23 protein-coding genes and 1 pseudogene are annotated in these 16,995 nt (G+C 51.4%); all 24 read right to left on the reverse strand.

Translation table 11 applies throughout. The features are described 5' to 3' along the window. Positions 1-171: 171 nt before the first annotated feature. Entirely contained in the window at positions 172-756 is a 585-nt protein-coding gene (locus NM10_RS11515) for a glycosyltransferase family 2 protein (RefSeq protein WP_020311723.1), read from the reverse strand. A gap of 253 nt (positions 757-1,009) precedes the next feature. Then, complete coding sequence (locus NM10_RS11520) at positions 1,010-2,380, reverse strand: sugar transferase (protein ID WP_071601861.1); 1,371 nt, start codon at positions 2,378-2,380, stop codon at positions 1,010-1,012. Positions 2,381-2,688: 308 nt separating this feature from the next. Beyond that, entirely contained in the window at positions 2,689-3,387 is a 699-nt protein-coding gene (locus NM10_RS11525) for a CpsD/CapB family tyrosine-protein kinase (protein ID WP_020311725.1), read from the reverse strand. Continuing rightward, positions 3,375-4,832, reverse strand: a complete 1,458-nt coding sequence (locus tag NM10_RS11530; RefSeq protein ID WP_020311726.1) for a GumC family protein — start codon at positions 4,830-4,832, stop codon at positions 3,375-3,377. The genes NM10_RS11525 and NM10_RS11530 overlap by 13 nt, the downstream gene beginning before the upstream one ends. A gap of 26 nt (positions 4,833-4,858) precedes the next feature. Continuing rightward, positions 4,859-5,515, reverse strand: a complete 657-nt coding sequence (locus tag NM10_RS11535) for a polysaccharide biosynthesis/export family protein (protein ID WP_020311727.1) — start codon at positions 5,513-5,515, stop codon at positions 4,859-4,861. A 19-nt stretch (positions 5,516-5,534) separates the two neighbouring features. Next, entirely contained in the window at positions 5,535-6,329 is a 795-nt protein-coding gene (locus NM10_RS11540) for a tyrosine-protein phosphatase (protein WP_020311728.1), read from the reverse strand. A 246-nt stretch (positions 6,330-6,575) separates the two neighbouring features. Next, a complete protein-coding gene (locus NM10_RS11545; RefSeq protein ID WP_147675879.1) occupies positions 6,576-8,105 on the reverse strand; it encodes a capsule assembly Wzi family protein in 1,530 nt (509 codons plus the stop codon). Between the two features lie 241 nt (positions 8,106-8,346). Next, the gene (locus tag NM10_RS11550) at positions 8,347-8,823 is read right to left on the reverse strand and encodes an 8-oxo-dGTP diphosphatase (RefSeq protein ID WP_020311730.1); all 477 of its coding nucleotides are present in this window, start codon (positions 8,821-8,823) and stop codon (positions 8,347-8,349) included. A gap of 4 nt (positions 8,824-8,827) precedes the next feature. After that, positions 8,828-9,262 (reverse strand): DUF3783 domain-containing protein, encoded by a 435-nt coding sequence (locus NM10_RS11555; protein ID WP_239639729.1) that lies wholly within the window; start codon positions 9,260-9,262, stop codon positions 8,828-8,830. Between the two features lie 62 nt (positions 9,263-9,324). After that, complete coding sequence (rplQ, locus tag NM10_RS11560; protein ID WP_014015763.1) at positions 9,325-9,663, reverse strand: 50S ribosomal protein L17; 339 nt, start codon at positions 9,661-9,663, stop codon at positions 9,325-9,327. A 17-nt stretch (positions 9,664-9,680) separates the two neighbouring features. Continuing rightward, positions 9,681-10,661 carry a DNA-directed RNA polymerase subunit alpha gene (locus NM10_RS11565; protein WP_020311732.1) on the reverse strand — a complete coding sequence of 327 codons (981 nt, stop codon included), beginning with the start codon at positions 10,659-10,661 and terminating at the stop codon, positions 9,681-9,683. Between the two features lie 52 nt (positions 10,662-10,713). After that, a complete protein-coding gene (rpsK, locus tag NM10_RS11570) occupies positions 10,714-11,103 on the reverse strand; it encodes a 30S ribosomal protein S11 (RefSeq protein ID WP_014015761.1) in 390 nt (129 codons plus the stop codon). A gap of 28 nt (positions 11,104-11,131) precedes the next feature. Further along, complete coding sequence (rpsM, locus tag NM10_RS11575; protein ID WP_020311733.1) at positions 11,132-11,500, reverse strand: 30S ribosomal protein S13; 369 nt, start codon at positions 11,498-11,500, stop codon at positions 11,132-11,134. A 22-nt stretch (positions 11,501-11,522) separates the two neighbouring features. Further along, positions 11,523-11,636 (reverse strand): 50S ribosomal protein L36, encoded by a 114-nt coding sequence (rpmJ, locus tag NM10_RS11580; protein ID WP_020311734.1) that lies wholly within the window; start codon positions 11,634-11,636, stop codon positions 11,523-11,525. A gap of 23 nt (positions 11,637-11,659) precedes the next feature. Then, positions 11,660-11,878, reverse strand: coding sequence for a translation initiation factor IF-1 (gene infA, locus NM10_RS11585; RefSeq protein ID WP_014015759.1), 219 nt, complete (start codon positions 11,876-11,878; stop codon positions 11,660-11,662). Between the two features lie 14 nt (positions 11,879-11,892). Then, positions 11,893-12,162 carry a KOW domain-containing RNA-binding protein gene (locus tag NM10_RS11590; RefSeq protein ID WP_014015758.1) on the reverse strand — a complete coding sequence of 90 codons (270 nt, stop codon included), beginning with the start codon at positions 12,160-12,162 and terminating at the stop codon, positions 11,893-11,895. Between the two features lies 1 nt (position 12,163). Beyond that, positions 12,164-12,916: a type I methionyl aminopeptidase gene (gene map / locus NM10_RS11595; protein WP_020311735.1), complete on the reverse strand. Its 753-nt coding sequence runs from the start codon at positions 12,914-12,916 to the stop codon at positions 12,164-12,166. 2 nt (positions 12,917-12,918) lie between these two features. Next, positions 12,919-13,569, reverse strand: coding sequence for an adenylate kinase (locus tag NM10_RS11600; protein ID WP_014015756.1), 651 nt, complete (start codon positions 13,567-13,569; stop codon positions 12,919-12,921). 16 nt (positions 13,570-13,585) lie between these two features. Then, positions 13,586-14,848 (reverse strand): preprotein translocase subunit SecY, encoded by a 1,263-nt coding sequence (gene secY, locus NM10_RS11605; protein WP_020311736.1) that lies wholly within the window; start codon positions 14,846-14,848, stop codon positions 13,586-13,588. A gap of 12 nt (positions 14,849-14,860) precedes the next feature. After that, positions 14,861-15,325 carry a 50S ribosomal protein L15 gene (rplO, locus tag NM10_RS11610; RefSeq protein ID WP_020311737.1) on the reverse strand — a complete coding sequence of 155 codons (465 nt, stop codon included), beginning with the start codon at positions 15,323-15,325 and terminating at the stop codon, positions 14,861-14,863. Between the two features lie 21 nt (positions 15,326-15,346). Next, positions 15,347-15,526 carry a 50S ribosomal protein L30 gene (gene rpmD, locus NM10_RS11615; RefSeq protein WP_014015753.1) on the reverse strand — a complete coding sequence of 60 codons (180 nt, stop codon included), beginning with the start codon at positions 15,524-15,526 and terminating at the stop codon, positions 15,347-15,349. Between the two features lie 18 nt (positions 15,527-15,544). After that, positions 15,545-16,045, reverse strand: coding sequence for a 30S ribosomal protein S5 (rpsE, locus tag NM10_RS11620; RefSeq protein ID WP_020311738.1), 501 nt, complete (start codon positions 16,043-16,045; stop codon positions 15,545-15,547). An 18-nt stretch (positions 16,046-16,063) separates the two neighbouring features. Next, complete coding sequence (rplR, locus tag NM10_RS11625; RefSeq protein ID WP_014015751.1) at positions 16,064-16,426, reverse strand: 50S ribosomal protein L18; 363 nt, start codon at positions 16,424-16,426, stop codon at positions 16,064-16,066. Positions 16,427-16,456: 30 nt separating this feature from the next. Next, positions 16,457-16,995, reverse strand: a pseudogene (gene rplF / locus NM10_RS11630) (50S ribosomal protein L6); the annotation flags it as partial.

The raw sequence follows: 16,995 nt of genomic DNA on the forward strand, positions 1-16,995 counted from the left end.
CGCTCTTGATGTCGTAGTTGTTGAGGATTTGCTGAGCAATCTGCTCGCCTGGGGTKAGTTGGTGGAGTTTTACACTTTGCCATTCTGTTACCGTCCTTATCTTTGTTTACCCAGTATGGGGCATAAAGTAGATTCATGCAATACCGATTTACACAAACTATTTTACACTCCCTAGCAAAACGGCGTTTTCTTCAAAATCTGGAGCCACAGGGCAAAGTCATTACGTTTTTTAATCAAGGGAACAGCAAATTTTCCTAAAGCTTCCTGATCATACATAGCTGTCAGATTACCGATAGGATTCGATAAGCGAATACACCGTTTATAATCAGTTTGTTCAGGCGGATATAAAGCAGTGTGCAAAGGATTACCGTCAGCATCCATCTGAGCATATGCCGTACACGAAAAAGCAGCCCCTTTTTTCTCCATAAAGGAAATTTGTTTTTCTAATTTATCAGGAAACCATAAATCATCGCTATCTAAAAAAGCAATATATTTCCCAGATGCTCTTTTAATGGCTTCAGTTCGCGCCACAGCAGGGCCTCCATTTTCAGGTAAACAGTAATAATGAATATTGGGATATTTTTTTAAATAAGGTTGCAAAACAGATTGGGTATTGTCCGTGCTGCAATCGTCAACGATTTGGATTTCCCAGTCCGTTACCGTTTGTGAAATAACAGATTCAATAGATGTGCCAATATAGGCAGCACAATTATATGTAGGCATAATGACACTTACCAAAGGTGATTTATGAAACATAATAATGACTCCATCCTTTGTAAAAATAGGAAGAACCTCTCCGCCACTTCGTGGCACCTCCAGCACGGCTCTCCGTTTTGGCAACCGTCTTGAGAAAGAACCCTACCACCGCAATCGGTCCCCACGCGAAACCTCTCCGCCACTTCGTGGCACCTCCAGCACGGCTCTCCGTTTTGGCAACCATCTTGCGCTTCCCTGCGGTCAGCACCTGATGGGCCAAAAAGGGCCTATCAGGGGAGGCTTTAAGGGCTTTTTAGCGCTGGAATTTGCTTAGGTCCAGGTCTTTGCCGCTGACGTCTTTGCCTTCGGTGGCGCTCTTGGTGACTAGAATCTTGATGGTTTGGATCATGATGATGAAGTCTTCCCAGATACTGTAGTTTTCGATGTACATCAAATCGTAGACGAGTTTGTCATAAGGCGTGGTGTTATACTTTGCAAAGACCTGGGCCAGGCCGGTGATGCCCGGTTTGACGTTATGGCGATAGGCGTATTCGGGGTTTTCTTGTTTGAATTTTTCGACGAAGAAAGGCCGTTCTGGTCGGGGACCGACGAGGCTCATATCGCCGTTGAGGACGTTGAGGATCTGCGGCAGTTCGTCCAGGCGGGTGGCACGGATGAATTTACCGACTTTGGTAATGCGCGGGTCGTCTTCTGTCGCCAGCTGGGGACCGGAATATTTTTCCGCATCGACGCGCATGGAACGGAATTTGTAGACTTTATATTCCTTGCCGAAGCGTCCGACACGGACCTGACTATAGAGGACGGGACCACCGTCGCCGAGTTTGATGGCCAGAGCAACAGGAATAGCGAAGGGCAGGGCACAGATGGCGGCCATACCGGCCACGATGATGTCGACGGCACGCTTGACGGCCCGCTGTTCGACGCTGAGACGCAGGCTCTTGGGCCGGAAGACCGGGATGTCGTCGATTTTCTGCAGCATGGCACCGTTGCAGAAGATTTCGTAAGAGCCGGGAATGATGTAGGGCTGGATTTCTTTATCCGTACAATAGTTGACGATATCCGCCTTAGTCGTGATAGGGATATCCGAGCAGATGATGAGTGTGTCGATGTCGCAGGATTCCAGTTCCTGACGCCAATCCTTCTGCGGGTCCATGATGACGTGCTGGAGCTTCAGCTTGAGCTGAGGCTGGGCACTCATGCGGTAATGGACATGACGACATTCGTCTTCGTTGCCCATAATCATGACGCGGCGGACGGGATGAAGGCTCTGTTCCCAACGCTGGACGGCCCGCTTCCAAAAGCCGAGCAGGACGAATTGTACGGCCGTACTGGAAATAATCAAGACCCGGGAATAAGCGAATTCATGAATGACAAAGCTCAAGGCCATGACCAGGATGAGGACCAGGAAGAGACTGACAGCCAGACTGATCAGGACTTCGCTGAAGCGCTTGTGTTCAATCGTATAAAGACCGTTGATACTGAACATCATGACCGTGAAGATAACGGCAATCGGCAGCATCCCCGAGTATAAAGCCTGATGTACTTCCCACGCACTCGGCGGGATAATCAGATAGGTCAGGAGTATGTAAGTTAGGGTGATGATAGTCACGTCACCGAGTAAACCGAAAAGTTTACGTGACGTAGGATAGACACGGGTCTTCATGACCTTTTTTCATTCCTTTCGTTGAGTTTGGGGCCGGTGGCCCCGTCGTTCGTCGTTAAGCCTCCCCTCATAGGGGAGGTGGCCAAAAGGCCGGAGAGGTTGGTTTGCCGGTCGCAGACCGCAGGCCGCCGGTCGTGAAACCATGCCACATTGACCAGTTGGATATATAGCTGACTGGTCGCTGTAAGAACCTCTCAGTCAGCTTCGCTGACAGCTCCAGCACGGCTCTCCGTTTTGGCAACCGTCCTGCACTTCCCTCCGGTCAGTCCCTGACGGGCCAAAAAGGGCCTATCCGGGGAGCCATACTACTAACGGCGTTTCCGTTTTTTATTATGATTTTCGTCGTAATAGTAGTAGTAATAGTAGCCGCTCTTGTGGTGCTGCGGGACTTTATTTAAGATGACGCCGAGGATGTTGGCGTGGACTTTTTCTAAGAGTTCTTTGGCTTGTTTGCCTTCGTCCGGGCTGATGTCGCCGCTGCCCAGGACGAGGATGGTACCGTCGGTCTGGCTGCTCATGAGTACGGCATCAGTGACGGCCAGGACGGGCGGCATGTCGAGGAAGACGTAATCATACATTTCCGCTGCTTCCTGCAAGAGGGCCTTCATCTTCTTCGAGCCCAGGAGTTCAGCCGGGTTCGGCGGGATGGGACCGCTGGTGACGATGTCGAGGTTGGGAAAGACGTCGGCCTGGATGACTTCTTTCAGGGGCAAGTCTTCGGCAAAGCAGTTGCTCAGGCCCCGGTTGAGCAGGCTGAAACGGCGATGGATGACGGGCTTGCGCATGTCGCAGTCGATGAGCAGGATTTTTTTATCGTCCTGCCCGATGGTAATGGCCAAGTTGGCGACGGTCGTCGACTTCCCTTCGTTTGGGATGGCCGACGTAAAGACGATGGTCTTCAAGGTCTTGCCGGCACCAGAAAACTGTAAGTTCGTCCGGATGGCCCGATAGGCTTCGGCTACCGGCGACCGGCTGTCATAATGGGTGATGAAATCTATTTCCGCCATAATTTCCTCCTAAGTTTCGACCACAGGCCATGGCTGCTGTCCGGTTCCTTCTGCAAGGTATTGGTATCGGGAATCATGCCCAGGACAGGCAGGCCCAATTCTTTTTCCACGTCTTCGGCCGTCCGTATCTTGCGATACATGAGGGATTGGACGATGACCGTCCCCATGCCGACGATGAGACCTAACAAGGTCATGATGGCCATAATCAGGACTTTCCGCGGCTTAATCGGTTTTTCCGGCAATGTCCCCCAGTCGACGACCTGTACTTCGTTCGGCACCATGACTTCGGCGACCTTGGCTTCTTCCAGGCGTTTAGCCAACATGACATAGATTTCGTTGTTGACGTCGGCATCGCGCTTGACGCGGACGAAGCCCTGTTCCTTTTCCGGTAGGGAGGCGATGATGGCGTCATTTTCCGAATCCATCTGGTCCAGGGCCGTCTTTTTGCTCTGGGCAACAGCAATGGCCGCTTCGTTCTTGAATTTATCGGCCAATAAGCCCTGCTGGACAGTATTGCTGGACGGCGCCTGCTGGGCGACGATTTTGCTGATTTCCTGATTCAGAGAATCGCGGGTGGAGTTGATCTGGTTGTTGATTTCCTGCATCTTCGGATGTTCATCCGTATATTTGCCGACGTAACTGGCTTTGGTCGCTTCCAGCTGAGCCAGCTGGGTCTTATACTGCTGGATAGCCGGGCTGTCGGCGATGGATACACCCGCTGAGCTGAGCTGTTCATTGACGCTGCTCAGGCCAGCCTGGGCCGTTTCCAGGTTGAGCTGGTTTTCGGCTTTAGCCTTGTCGACAATGTTCAGCTTATCCGTAAGCTGCTTCATCTGGTCGTCGGTAGAGTACATCTTGTTGGCGGCCTGATACTGCTGCAGCTTATCTTCGGCCTGACTCAATTCGTCTTTGGACGCGGCCAGCCTCTTTTCCAGGAACTCGCGGGTCCGCTTCTGTTCGTCATGGCTCAGTTCGGTCAGGCGGTTCATAAAGCCCTTGATGATGAGGTTATTGGCCTTCTGGGCCTGTTCCGGCGACTTGCCGGTGACGTCGACTTCCAGGATTTCTGTATCTTTATACGGTTTGGTAATGATGTGCTTTTTGACATAGCCATCATAATCGGGCAGTTTCCCGTCTTTATCACGTTCTTCTGTCTGGGCGATGACCGGCAGGACGACGTTGCGGCTCTTGAGGATTTCTGCGTCGGTCATCATGCGCTGTTTATCGTCCATGGCATTGCCGCCGGACACTTTGGACAAAATCGAATCGCCCAGGCCCTTATCCTGCTTGATGCGCAGCAGCGACGTCGACTGGTACACCGGCGGCGCGACGAGCAGATAGGCCCCGCCGGCAATCATGAAGGCCGCCGTGATGGCTGCAATCTTCTTTTTATTGTCCATGACAACTTGAAAGAGGTCTTTCAAATCAATGGTTATTTCTTCCACCCTGTTCAACTCCTGTATGGTAAATACTAATTGTTATCTAAGTTGTCTTTCGCTTCGGTAATCATGTAAATACTACTGAAGATCGGCGCAATATCGCGGGCAAAATCGATGCGATGGTTCTTGGTCAGGTAAAGGATGTCCCCTTCGCGAAGGGTGACGTTCTGCGACATATCGCCGGTTTTGAGCATATTATTGAGGTTAATGGGAATGAGCGACTTCGGCTGGTCCTGATGGATGAGGAAAATCTTCTTCTTCGCCGTATCCCGCGTAAAACCCTGGGCGGCACCGATGGCGTCGATGACGGTATGGCCCTTTTCCAGTTCCACGGCACCGGGCTTCCTGACTTCACCAAAGACGTAGACCCGGACGCGGCCTAACTTGGAAATGTTGACGGATACATCGGGATCGACGATATACCGGGCCAGGCCCTGCTGCAGGACGTCCGTGAACTGGGAGACCGTCATACCTTCGGCGTGGATTTCCCCGACTAAGGGAAAGGATACGTTGCCGTCGGGCCGGACGACGAAGGGCGACTGATTCGTTGATGAATTGCCCAGGTCCTGCTGCTGCGTGACAACGATGTTGAGCTCATCGCCAGGCCGCATATAATACTCTTCGGCACAGGCCGTCCCGGTCCACAAAGCGGTCACGGCGGCCAGTGCCAGTATACTTTTCTTTAACATCTGTATTCACATCCTATATTCAACCAAAGAGACGATGGAAAAAGCCTTTTTTCTCCTTTTGCCAGTGCGACGGCAAGTCGGGATAAAAGACGCGGTTCTTTAAAATACATTCGGCATTGCGCGTCGCCGTGTTCCAAAGATTGACGTGCTGCTTATCCTTGGCAGCCAGGCGGTCCAGTTCTTCGTGGGCTTCGCGGATATCCGTCGTGCGAGATTCCACGCGATGCCCGTCGCTGCCGAGGAAGTGGATCATGCCATTGCGGTAGAGGTCGCGGACGCGCTGCTGCAGTTTCGAGCCGAAATAGCCCGTGAAACTGCCTGTATTGCATTGAGCCAGGACGCCCTTATTCATCCATGCCAGAAGTGTTTCCGGGCGCTCCATGAGGCGCTCATAGCGTTCTACGTGGGCCAGAAGTGGCAGGAACCCGCGCATTTGCAGCTCATAAATCATCTTTTCGACGATATCCGGCTGGGACTGGTCGGTCAGTTCCAACATGACATAACGGCTGCCAGCCAGACAATAATCGTCGTGATTTTCCTTCATAAAGCGCAGCGCGTCCCCGTTGATTTCCACTTCCGCGCCCGTATAGATACGGATAGGAATCTGAGCCTTATCCGCTTCTTCCTGAAGGGCTGCTACCTTGTCGAGAATCGTCTGCCAGGCCGGAATATGGCCCTGACGATTGACATGAGGCGTAGCAATAATATCGGTGACCCCGGAATCGACGGACATGCGCAGCATCTGCAGCGACATATCCAGTGATTCAGAGCCATCATCAATGTCGTATAAAATATGTGAGTGAATATCTATCATGATTGTTCTCCGTGTGGGGCCGGGGCCCTGTCGTTCATCGTAGATCGTTCGTCGTTATGCCTCCCTTTATAGGGGAGGTGGCCTGAAAGGCCGGAGAGGTTGGTTGGTCGTGGGCGCCGGCCTGCGAAACCTCTCAGTCAGCTTCGCTGACAACTCTAGCACGGCTCTCCGTTTTGGCAACCGTCCTTCACTTCCCTCCGGTCAGTCCATGACGGGCCAAAAAGGGCCTATCAAGAGAGCCGTATTCTAATACCTCCACTGGATGGTGGCGGTGGCGAATTTGTCGTGGTCTGTATGAATGGTGAAGTCGGCGTTTTCTACGTTGGCGTAGCCGATGATGCCGCTTAAGTAGACGTCCTGGGCAAGCTTGGTCTGACCGGTGAGTCCGAATTCATTGACTGTGGGATGGATGCGCATGCCCCGTTCCATTTCGGTCCGCTGGGCATAGAGGCCGATGGATGTTTCGTTGGGCAAATAATGGCGGATGGCACCGTAGTATTTGCGGGCATCGCGGCCCATGGCATCGCCCATGATGGCGTCGTGATAGGTCCAGCCGTTATTGAAGCGCTGGTGGCCGTACCAGGCATCGCTGGTATCGGCCATTTCCAAGGTCATGTCCCAGGACCCGTCATGAGTCAGTTTCGGCAGGTAGATGCCGGCCCGGTATGCGACTTTGGACGGCATATAATGCGACTGGTCTTCGCCGTAGAGTTCGCCATAGAAGGTGACGCCAGGCAGGCTCAGGCGGAAGTCGCCGCCGGCAATGTCATCCCAGCGGTCCTTATCGGCATCGTCATTGCGGCCATAGAGCCAATGGCCCCAGTCGGAGCTATCCAGGCCATTGCCGTCACCGCCGAGCATGGACAGGCGGGACAGGCCGAAGGTGAAGTATGATGTCGGCGAAAAGTCAGCGCGGATGCCGATGAGGCCGGCATCGTCGTAATCCGTCATACCCCGGGCAGCCGCACGATCATGCCGGTCGCCTTCGAGGAAGCCGTAGAAGAGATGGACGTCGGCCTGGCCGAGGAAACGGAAGAAGCCGCCGACTTTCTGCGGTTCAATGAAGTGCGCCTGGATGGTCGTCAAGGGACGCATGTTGTTCCCTAAGGCCAGATTGCCCGTTTCCCCCTGCCCCCAGGTCATGGCTTCTTTGCCGGCTTCAAAGGCCCAGATACCGGCACGGGTCTTGATATAACCTTCTTCCAGGCTGGCACTGAAGTCGTTGTCCTTGTCATAGCTGAAGCGCGGCCGCAGGGCGATAGCCGTTTCATGACCGATGTTCCCGGAAATTTCGGCTTCCAAGATGCCATTGCCGTCGCGGCCATATTTATAGCCATTGCGATTGGCGCCAAAGGTCTGCCAGCCGGCGTTGACAGTGCGGCTATAGGAATGGCGCGGCGTATCCGAGAGCTGAGCTGCTGCCGTCAGCGAGACCGAGCGGAATTTCACCGGGTCATATGTCTTTTCCCCGCGCAGGGTAGCCACTTCCGGGGCTACGTACTGGGCCAGGGCATCGACCTGGTCCGCCAGGTATTTCGGCATCGGTTTGGTCTGTGCCTTATCCTGAGCCTGGACGACCCATTGAGCCATCTGCATGCGGCTGTACGGTTTGGCCCCATTGGGCATAGTATCGAGATAGCCCATGGCACTCAATTTTTCGATATAGCCATAATACGGGCTGTCTACGGAAACGTTGGCCGTCGTCGCCGGTGCTGCCAATACGCTGGCCGTCATACCCAAACTCAGCAGGACAGCACTCATTAAGGTCGTCTTCATCGTTTTCATCGTCATCAAACTCCACTTCATCATAAAATAAAAAGCATAATTAATATGCATTATTACGATTTCATACATAAAGTTTTAAAAATGATTACGTTCTATTTATCACCTATTAATACTTTAATAAATGTAAACCAAATGCCAAAACAATGTCAAGACCCGAATTTTGTCGCAATTGTCTCAAGACTGCAAAAGACGACAGATATTGTCTATCTGTCGTCTTAGCTAACTCATGAATCTATACATTGTCTATGCGATACAATTCTAGATGTTGCAGATTCTCATTATCTTCGGCAAAGGTAATGATGCCTTTGACTTTTTCTTTTTTCAGCAGCATAGGAATCCAGGTCCGGTCGCCTTTCCACATTTCATCATACGGAAGGGCTGACGGGTCGAACCATTGCGGTTCCATCTCTTCGGTTTCCTGGACAGTCCCCTGCCATTGGCGGAGGAAGTAGACGAAGCCGATGTGGTCCAGGTCCGATGAGGCCGAGAAGTGAAAGTCCAGGAAGCCGACGAGTTCCAGGTCTTCTTCCCTGGCGATGAGACCCGTTTCTTCCCGGAGTTCCCGGACGGCGCACTGCAGGAAGTTTTCACCGGCTTCGATCTTACCGCCGAAGCCGTTCCATTTGCTGACGCCGAAGCCGCGTTTTTTGCGGCCTAATAAAAGTTTCCCGTCCGGGCGGACGGGAAAGCAAAGTGTCGTAGGACGCATGGTCTTACCTCTTTTTATGAAAATATTCGTGTTCTTTCGACAATTCCTGCAAAATCGTTTCGATAGTCCAGGAAATGTTGTTCGGCGTCAACATGGCCTTGAGGGGCACGTTCTTCAGGCGGCCCCGGCGGATGCTGCTCAGGAGCAGGTTGACAGCCTGGTTATCGAAGCCGCAGAGGATCAGCGCTTCTTTGGTGACAGGCGGAAGTTTTTCGTCTTCGTTCATCTGTTCATGGACCTTGGTCTGTTCCGTTTCCTGTTTCATAGCGGCGATTTCAGCGATTTCTTCGTCAGTCAGTCCCAGGACTTTGCCGACGGTTTCGCCTTTTTCCGCTTCCGTAACAGCCTTGACCTTCGACTTCGTCAAGAGGGCCAGGAGCTTGACCTGGTCCAGCCGTTCCGGTGTAAAGTTGACAGCTAACATCATACGATATGGCATTTGTATCACTCCTTTGTGCAAAAAAGGAGCTGTCTTGCGACAGCCCCTTTTTTCTTACAAGCTTATACTAATTCGATGATTACCATCGGAGCAGCATCGCCCTGACGAACGCCAGTTTTGATGATGCGAGTGTAACCGCCCTGACGATCTTTGTATTTCGGTGCAATTTCGTCAAACAGTTTTTTGACAACGTCTTCATCCATCATGTATGCCAAGACCTGACGGCGAGCGTGGAGGTCGCCGCGTTTTGCGAGGGTAAGCATTTTGTCAGCGACTTTGCGAAGTTCTTTTGCCTTTGCTTCTGTCGTTTCAATGCGTTCATGCTGGAATAAAGAGGTGACAATGCTGCGCAGCAATGCTTTACGTGCGGAGCTGTCTCGTCCCAACTTTCTATAAGCCATCGTTCATCCTCCTCGAACTATTCTTCGTTACTCGATTTTAAATCGTAACCTTCTTTTTGCAACTTTTCAATGATTTCATCGACAGACTTCTTGCCGAGGTTGCGAATCTTGGACAAGTCGTCTTCCGTCCGTTCTACGAGGTCGCCTAAGGTGTAGATGTTTGCACGTTTCAGGCAGTTCGAAGCGCGTACGGAAAGATCGAGGACATCAATCTTGATGTCGTTGAGGTCCGGTTCTGTCGGTGCTTCCGGTTCTTCGCCATCTTTGTTGGTGAATTCAGCCAACGTGTCATTGACTTTGGCGTCGGTGGCGATGTCCTGGAAGTAATTCAAATAGCTGATCATAATGGATGCAGCCTTGGCGACGGCGTTTTCAGCACTGATGCTGCCGTCCGTCGTCACTTCAAGCGTCAACGAATCGTGATCCATTTCGTTGCCGACCCGGATATTGCCTACTTCGTAGTTGGTGCGCACAATAGGCGAAAAAATCGAATCGATGGGGATGACCCCGATCATATCCGTTTCTTTCTTGTTCTTCGTAGAAGGAACATACCCTTTGCCGCGTTCAATGTGGCACTGCATACGGATTTCAGCGTCCGTATCCAGCGTGGCAATATGAAGATCCGGGTTCAAAATTTCAATGTCTGAGTTTACGTTAAGATCGTTTGCAGTGAATTCACATTCACCAGAGATATCGACAGTGATATCGAGTTCGTTGATATCATCGTCCAGGAATTTCATCCGAACCTGTTTGAGGTTGAGGATGATTTCCGAAACATCTTCCCGAACGCCGGGGATGGTCGAAAATTCATGGAGAACACCATCGATTTTGATCGAAGTGATTGCTACGCCATCCAGGGATGCCAGGAGGACACGCCGCAAACTATTACCCAATGTGATTCCGTAACCCCGATCGAGAGGTTCACATACGAATTTTCCATAGGTACCGCCGTCATTGATTTCGACGGTTTTAACTTTAAACTTGTTATCATCGATCATTAGGAAAATCCTCCTATTTCAGAATCAAAACACCTTGGTTAATTATCTACGATTATACGCGTCTCCGTTTCGGCGGACGGCAGCCGTTATGCGGAATAGGAGTTACGTCTTTGATGGAGTTGACTTCAAGACCTGCAGCCTGCAATGCGCGGATAGCAGCTTCACGGCCGGATCCCGGACCTTTTACGAAAACTTCTACCTGACGGAGGCCATGTTCCATAGCAGCTTTGGCAGCCTGTTCAGCAGCCATCTGTGCAGCGAACGGAGTGCTCTTACGGGAACCGCGGAAACCGAGGCCGCCGGCACTTGCCCAGGACAGTGCATTGCCTTTTGCATCAGTGATCGTAACGATCGTGTTATTGAAAGTAGAACGGATATGTGCTGCGCCCGATTCTACGTGTTTCTTTTCTTTTCTTTTGTTGCTTCTTACGTTCTTAGCCAAAATCGTTTCCCTCCTTACTTAAAGAATCTTATTTCTTCTTACCTGCTACAGCTTTTCTCGGACCTTTACGGGTACGTGCGTTCGTCTTGGTGCGCTGACCGCGGACCGGAAGACCTGCACGATGACGTTTGCCGCGATACGAATTAACTTCGATCAGGCGTTTGATGTTGAGTGCTGTTTCACGGCGAAGTTCGCCTTCAACTTTATATTCAGAACTGATGACTTCACGAATTTTCTGTACTTCGTCTTCTGTCAGGTCGCGAACGCGGGTATCCGGGTTTACGCCAGTCTTAGCCAAGATCTTCTGGGAAGAAGAAAGACCGATACCTAAAATGTAAGTCAAACCAATTTCAACTCGTTTATCACGTGGTAAATCCACACCGGCTATACGTGCCATCTATTCATTCACCTCCTGCTTATTAACCCTGTTTCTGTTTATGTTTCGGATTTTCGCAAATGACCATGACGCGGCCTTTACGTTTGATAATTTTGCATTTTTCGCAAATTCTTTTTACTGACGGTTTTACTTTCATCATTAACCTCCTGCGTAATACTCTTACTTAAAGCGGTACGTGATACGACCGCGATTCAGATCATACGGTGTCAATTCGAGTGTGACCCGGTCGCCCGGAAGGATACGAATGAAGTTCATCCGCATTTTACCGGAGACATGAGCCAGTACGATGTGATCGTTTTCAAGCTTGACTTTAAACATGGCGTTTGGCAAAGCTTCAACGACGACGCCTTCTACTTCAATGACATCTACCTTCGACATAGTAACCTCCCTGGTCAATTCTTCACAGCCCGGTTCAAGACGGACCGTATCCATTCATTGCTGATTCTCGCGGGACCAGCGCTTCCAGTGGATACGCTCGTTCCCAATATCCGGAGATGCCGGCAATTCTTTTTTTTCGGCTTATCCAGGTTGTACTTTCTACCGTCAGCAATCCATACGTAGGGATAAGCCAGACTGCCGACAACAACATACAAGTGGCCTTTATCCCTGCCTGCCAGGCTTTCTACGACCGTGCAGACAGGTATCATCTGTGTCCGTTCCATCTTATTCTTCCGGAAGGGTAAGGATTTCAGGACCGTTTTCCGTGATGGCTACTGTATGTTCGAAGTGGGCTGCCGGTTTGCCGTCACGCGTGACGACGGTCCAGCCGTTCTTCAACTGGCGGACTTTTTCCGTGCCCATATTGATCATCGGTTCAATGGCCAGGACCATGCCCGGTTCCAGCAGTTCGCCGTGACCGGCCATGCCGTAGTTCGGCACTTCCGGATCTTCGTGCATGTCCGTACCGATGCCGTGGCCGACGTAGTCGCGGACGACGCCGTATCCAAAGGATTCGGCATACGACTGGACTGCGTGGCCGATGTCGCCGAGGTGATTCCCGGCAACGGCCTGTTCGATGCCTTTATAGAGGCTTTCTTCGGTGACCTTCAAGAGCTTGAGGGTCGCCGGATGAACGTGGCCGACGGGAATCGTTACCGTCGAATCGCCATGGTAGCCATTCTTGTTCACTACTAAATCAATGCTGATTATATCGCCATCTTTGAGCTTGCGGTGCCCCGGGATACCGTGGACAACTTCTTCATTTACGCTGGCGCAAATGGTTGCCGGGAACCCGTAATAGCCTTTGCAACTCGGAAAAGCGCCGCAGCTGCGGATGTATTCTTCACAGCGCTGGTCGAGTTCGCCTGTCGTGATGCCAGGTTTTGCCAGTTTCTTCATGAGCTGAAGGGCGTTGGCCGTAATGCGGCCAGCTTCGCGAATATACTCAATTTCCCGTTTGGATTTTAAAATAATCATGCTTATTTACTCTTTTCAAGACTAGCAACGATGTCTTTGTAGACATCTTCCATGCTCTGTTTGCCATCGATTTCGATGTAGAGATTGGAATTCTTATAGTAGTCGATGAGCGGTTTCGTCTGTGCAGCGTAGACGCTCAAGCGTTTCTTGACGGTTTCTACTTTATCGTCATCGCGCTGATACAATTCGCCGCCGCATTTATCGCAGACGTTCTTCACCTTGGACGGTTTGAATGTGACATGGTATGTCGCACCGCAGGAGCGGCAGATCTGACGGCCCGTCGTCCGTTTGATGAGTTCTTCATCGGGGACGGCAATGTTGATGACGCCATCGAGTTTGATGCCCAAATCGCGGAGGATGGCATCAAGGGATACAGCCTGGCTGGTCGTGCGCGGGAAGCCGTCGAGGATGAAGCCTTTTTTGCAGTCATCCTTGGCGAGGCGTTCTTTGACGATGCCTACGGTAACAGCGTCCGGTACGAGCTGGCCGTTGTCCATGTACTTCTTGGCTTCGAGGCCGAGCGGGGTCTGTTCTTTTACAGCTGCCCGGAACATGTCGCCTGTCGAAATCTGGGGAATACCATATTTTTCAATCAATCGTTCAGCCTGGGTACCTTTACCAGCACCCGGAGGGCCCATTAAAAGAATATACACTCAAACTACCCCCTTATTATTTCATAAATCCTTGATATTGTCTATTCAAAACTAAGGATTCTGCCTGTTTCATCGTGTCGATGGCAACACCGACGACGATGAGGATGGCCGTACCGCCGAAGTAAACCCCTTCGATCCCCGTGATCCAGCCGATGAAGTTCGGCAGGATGGCGATGAAGGCCAGGAAGAAGGCACCGGCGAGGGTGATTCTCGTCATGATGCGATCGATATACATGGCTGTCGGCTGGCCCGGGCGGATGCCAGGGATGAAGCCGCCATACTTCTGCATATTTTCCGTGAGCTGCGGGATGTTCAGCGAAATAGCCGTGTAGAAATAGGTGAAGAACATGATCAGGAGAGCGTACATGACCGTGTTGGTCACCGTGCCCCATGCAAAGAAGCTTGCAATCCACTGGACTGTTTCATTCTGTACGAACTGTGCGATGGTAATCGGGAACATCAGTACAGACGAAGCGAAGATGATGGGGATGACGCCAGCCTGATTGACTTTCAGCGGAATATGTGTCGAGTGACCGCCATACATCTTACGGCCGACGATACGTTTCGCATACTGTACCGTGACGCGGCGCTGACCCTGTGTGACTTCAATGACCACGACGATCATGAACAAGGCGATGACAGCAAAAAGCAAGGTCTGGAAGATGTTGATCGAACCAGCCTGGATGTACTTGTAAATCGTCATGCAGCCTTGCGGGAAGCGCGCTACGATACCGGCGAAGATGATGAGAGAAATGCCGTTGCCGATGCCGCCAGCTGTAATCTGGTCACCGAGCCACATGAGGAAACATGTGCCTGCCGTGAGGACCAGGGAGACCATGACGACCATGGCCCAGCTGTCGACGATGAGGGCATTGTTGACTTTCAGCGCATAGCTCATGGCGAAAGCCTGGATCAGTGCCAGGACAACCGTGCCGTACCGCGTGACCTTCTGGATTTTATCGCGGCCTTCCTGATTGTCCTTTGCCCATTGTTCAAAAGTCGGAACGACGGCTGTCAGCAGCTGCATGATGATCGACGCGTTGATGTACGGCGTGATGCTCATGGCCAGGACGGAGAACTTGCTCAGTGCCCCGCCGGCGAACAAGTCCAGGAGTCCGAACAAGTTGCCGCTGCTGAAGAGATTCTCAATGACCGACGAATCCACACCCGGTACGGGGATATGGACGCCGAGTCTGAAAACGATGAACATGATGAGAGTGAAGACTGCCCGTTTCCGGAATTCCGGGACGTTCAGTACGTTTTGGATGTTTTCTAACACCGCAACTCACCCCTACTGTTCTGCTACCGGTTCTTCTCCCGGTACTACAACCTTACCGCCTGCAGCTTCGATTTTAGCTTTAGCGGATTTCGTGAAGCCGTTGGCTACGACAGTGAGTTTCTTTTCGAGTTCACCGTTGCCGAGGATACGGACGCCGTCGCGGACATTCTTGAGGATGCCAGCTTCTACGAGAGCGACGGGATCGACAGTCGTGCCGTCTTCAAAGCAGTTGAGTACAGAAACGTTAACTTCTGCATATTCTTTAGCCCAAATGTTTTTGAAGCCGCGTTTCGGGAGCAAACGATACAACGGCATCTGGCCGCCTTCGAAGCCCGGGCGCTTGCCGCCACCGCTACGGGAGAGCTGACCTTTCATACCTTTGCCAGCCGTTTTGCCATTGCCGGAGCCGATGCCGCGGCCGACGCGGTTGCGTTTTTTCTTGGAACCAGGAACAATACTCATTTCATGAAGTTTCAATTCAGCGCACCTCCTTCTATATTAAATTTCTTCTACTTTTACTAAGTGTTCTACTTTATGAAGCATCCCTTTAATCTGCGGGGTGACTTCTTTTACTACGCTGGAGTTCGTCTTGTGGAGACCGAGGGCAACGATGGTTGCGCGCTGGTCGCCAGGACGGCCTGCCAAACTCTTTACGAGTGTAACTTTAACCTGAGCCATCTTGTTATATCCTCCTTATTAACCGTAAATTTCTTCTACAGTTTTGCCACGGAGTTCAGCAACTTTGTTGACATCCTTCAAGCGGCCCAAGCCTTCGAGGGTTGCCTGAACCATGTTGTTCGGGTTGGAAGAACCGATCGATTTGGTGAGGATGTTGCGGACGCCTGCCAGTTCCAATACGGCACGGACCGGGCCGCCAGCGATGACGCCAGTACCTTCAGCAGCCGGTTTCAGGAATACTTTGCCTGCACCGAAGATACCCGTGATCGTGTGGGGAATGGAACCGTTCTTGAGAGGAACGGAAATCATATGTTTCTTAGCGTCTTCAACGCCTTTGCGGATTGCTTCAGGAACTTCGCCAGCTTTACCTAAACCTGCGCCGACATTGCCATTGCCGTCACCGACAACAACGAGGGCACTGAAGGAAAAACGGCGGCCGCCTTTAACTACCTTAGCAACGCGGTTGATGAATACTACATTTTCCTGTAATTCGAGACCTGCATGGTCAACTTTTGCCATGTGTTATTTCCTCCTTGATTAGAATTTCAAGCCAGCTTCACGAGCTGCTTCTGCGAGAGCTGCAACACGGCCGTGATAAATGTAACCGCCACGGTCGAAGACAACCGTCGTGATACCTTTTTCGATAGCCCGTTTTGCAACTAAAGCACCGACTAATTTTGCGCCTTCGGCGTTGCCGCCGCTGACGTTCTGCCCTTTGATTTCTTTGTCCAAAGAGCTTGCGGAAACCAAAGTTACGCCGTTCTGGTCGTCGATGACCTGAGCGTAGATATTGTTAAGGCTGCGGAAAACGTTGAGACGCGGACGTTCTGCCGTGCCGTTGATGTTCTTGCGTAAACGCCAATGCCGTTTCAAACGGATTGTGTTTTTACTCTTCTTCAAGGAATTCGCTCCTTTCTAATTAAATGTTACTTATTTTTTCGTACCAGCTTTACCAGCTTTACGACGGACATGTTCGCCTACATAGCGGATACCTTTGCCCTTGTACGGTTCAGGCAGGCGGTAGCCGCGGACTTTAGCAGCGAATTCGCCGACTACTTCGTTATCAGCACCGGAAATGGTGATCTGCGTAGCGCTCGGGCATTCGATGGTGATGCCGGCCGGAGCGTCGAGTTCGAGGGGATGGGAGAAGCCAAGAGTCAAGGCAAGTTTCTTACCTTTCATCTGTGCTCTGTAACCAACACCGACGATTTCCAATTCTTTCTTGAAGCCTTCCGAAACGCCTTTTACCATGTTGGCAATAAGGGCACGGGTGAGGCCGTGTAATGCACGATGATTTTTATCGTCAGACAGACGTTCTACAGTGATGACGTTATCAGCCACTGTGATTTTCATATCCTGGTGGAGCGTACGTGTGAGTTCGCCTTTCGGGCCCTTAACGGTAATTACGTGGCCATCGAGGTTTACATTTACGCCTGCCGGATATCAATAGGCATTCTACCTACTCGGAC

Origin of the sequence: Megasphaera sp. NM10 (genome assembly GCF_000417505.1) — a bacterium.
Lineage (GTDB): Bacteria > Bacillota > Negativicutes > Veillonellales > Megasphaeraceae > Megasphaera > Megasphaera intestinihominis.